Annotated in this window: 2 protein-coding genes; one reads left to right on the forward strand and one right to left on the reverse strand. The window is 70.4% G+C overall.

Going from position 1 to position 2,263, the window contains the following annotated elements; all coding sequences use genetic code 11:
• The coding region (locus tag AB0J68_RS31205) for an aconitase family protein (protein ID WP_363942365.1) at nt 1–1,221 on the reverse strand (1,221 nt) is incomplete at its 3' end.
• A gap of 285 nt (nt 1,222–1,506) precedes the next feature.
• Here AB0J68_RS31205 and AB0J68_RS31210 point away from each other — a divergent pair.
• Nucleotides 1,507–2,163, forward strand: coding sequence for a DedA family protein (locus AB0J68_RS31210; RefSeq protein ID WP_363942367.1), 657 nt, complete (start codon nt 1,507–1,509; stop codon nt 2,161–2,163).
• Nucleotides 2,164–2,263: the final 100 nt, after the last annotated feature.

The raw sequence follows: 2,263 nt of genomic DNA on the forward strand, positions 1-2,263 counted from the left end.
GTCACGCTCAACGTCGGATTCCTCGGCGACGTAGTCGGTCAGCGCCGAGCGGAACAGCGTCTTGGCGGCGCCCAGCGGCACCCGGTCCTGCGGACGCTTCGGGCCAGCGAGCGACGGCTCGATGGAGCCCAGGTCCAGCTCCAGGCGCTCCGAGTAGTCCGGCTCCGCCTTCGGGTCGTGCCAGAGGCCCTGCTCCTTGGCGTACGCCTCGACGAGCGCGACCTGCGCGGCGTCGCGGCCGGTCAGCTCCAGGTAGCGGATCGTCTCGCCGTCGATCGGGAAGATCGCGACGGTGGAGCCGTACTCCGGGGACATGTTGCCGATGGTGGCCCGGTTGGCCAGCGGCACGGCGCTCACGCCGGGGCCGTAGAACTCGACGAACTTGCCGACCACGCCGTGCTTGCGCAGCATCTCGGTGATGGTGAGCACCAGGTCGGTGGCGGTGGTGCCGGCCGGCATCTCGCCGGACAGCTTGAAGCCCACCACGCGCGGGATCAGCATGCTGACCGGCTGGCCGAGCATCGCGGCCTCGGCCTCGATGCCGCCGACGCCCCAGCCCAGCACGCCCAGGCCGTTGACCATCGTGGTGTGCGAGTCGGTGCCGACCACAGTGTCCGGGTACGCTTGGCCGTTGCGCTCCATGATGGTGCGGGCCAGGTACTCGATGTTGACCTGGTGCACGATGCCGGTGCCCGGGGGGACGACCTTGAACTCGTTGAACGCGGTCTGGCCCCAGCGCAGGAACTGGTAGCGCTCCCTGTTGCGCTCGTACTCCAGCTCGACGTTGCGGGCGAACGCGTCCTCGCGACCGAACAGGTCGGCGATCACCGAGTGGTCGATGACCAGCTCGGCGGGGGCGAGGGGGTTGACCTTGGTGGCGTCGCCACCCAGCTCACGTACCGCCTCGCGCATGGTGGCCAGGTCGACCACGCAGGGCACGCCGGTGAAGTCCTGCATGAGCACCCGCGCCGGGGTGAACTGGATCTCCACGCTCGGGTCGGCGGTCGGGTCCCACCCGCCGAGCTGGCGGATGTGGTCGGCGGTGATGTTCGCGCCGTCCTCGGTCCGCAGCAGGTTCTCCAGGAGGATCTTCAGGCTGTACGGCAGCCGATCGTGGCCGTCCACCTTGTCGATCTTGAAAATCTCGTAGCTCGCGTCTCCGACGCGTAGCTGGGTCTTCGCACCGAAGGTGTCGAGGCTCGCCACGTCGTACTCCTTCACACCAGCGACCGTGAGTAGTCCTGAGCAGTGTGTCGCACCGGCCGAGGTGCCGCCGAGGTTAGGTGACACTTACCGACGATTCCCGCTCTCAAACAAAACCGTACGTCCGTCTTGCTAGTTTCGCAACTCGGCGCACGGTTCGCCCATCGCTTCACCCCTAGCCTCCTAGGATGGATAGGGGGTGTGCGCGTGCCCGCACCACCCGCCTGCCGGGTCTTCGTCGAGGGGCCGGTCGGGCAGGCCGCCGCGGGTAGGGTTCGAGGTCCGGTCGGAGGAGGGTCAACCGTGTTCGACGTCCAGCACTGGCTCGTGTCGCTGCCGCCGATCGCGGTCTACCTGCTCGTCGCCGGGGTGATCGGCGTGGAGAGCATGGGGGTACCCCTGCCCGGTGAGATCGTCCTGGTCAGCTCGGCCCTGCTCGCGGCCACCGGAGTGGTGGAGCCGGAATGGGTGGCCACGGCCGCCGCTACCGGAGCGATCGTGGGCGACTCCATCGGGTACGCGGTGGGTCGCCGCGGCGGCCGCCCGCTGCTGGCCCGGCTGGGCCGACGCTTCCCCCGCCATCTCGGCCCCGCCCAGCTAGCCCGGGCCGAGCAGAGCTTCGCCCGGCACGGCGTCTGGGCGGTGTTCTTCGGCCGGTTCGTGGCGCTGCTGCGGATCCTGGCCGGCCCGCTCGCCGGGGCACTGCACGTGCCGTACCGGCGGTTCCTCCTGGCCAACGCCGCCGGCGGGCTGGTGTGGGCGTTCGGCACCACGTACCTGCTGTTCACCGTCGGCCGGGCCGCCGAGCACTGGCTCAAGGACATCTCCTGGGCCGGCCTGGTCCTCGCGGTGCTCGCAGGGCTGGCCAGCACGTGGTGGCTACGCCGACGGGCCCACCGCGTGAGTGCGGCCGAGCCGGCGCAGTCCGCGGAGCCGGCCCGCACCGGCAGGGATCGCTGACCCGGGGCATGCCGAAAGGGCCGGGCCCCGTGGTGGGGTCCGGCCCTTGTCGGTGGTGGTGCTGGGTGGGGTCAGCTGGTGGCGTAGACGCGGGTGGCGA

This window comes from Micromonospora sp. NPDC049580 (assembly GCF_040675595.1).
Taxonomy (GTDB): domain Bacteria; phylum Actinomycetota; class Actinomycetes; order Mycobacteriales; family Micromonosporaceae; genus Micromonospora.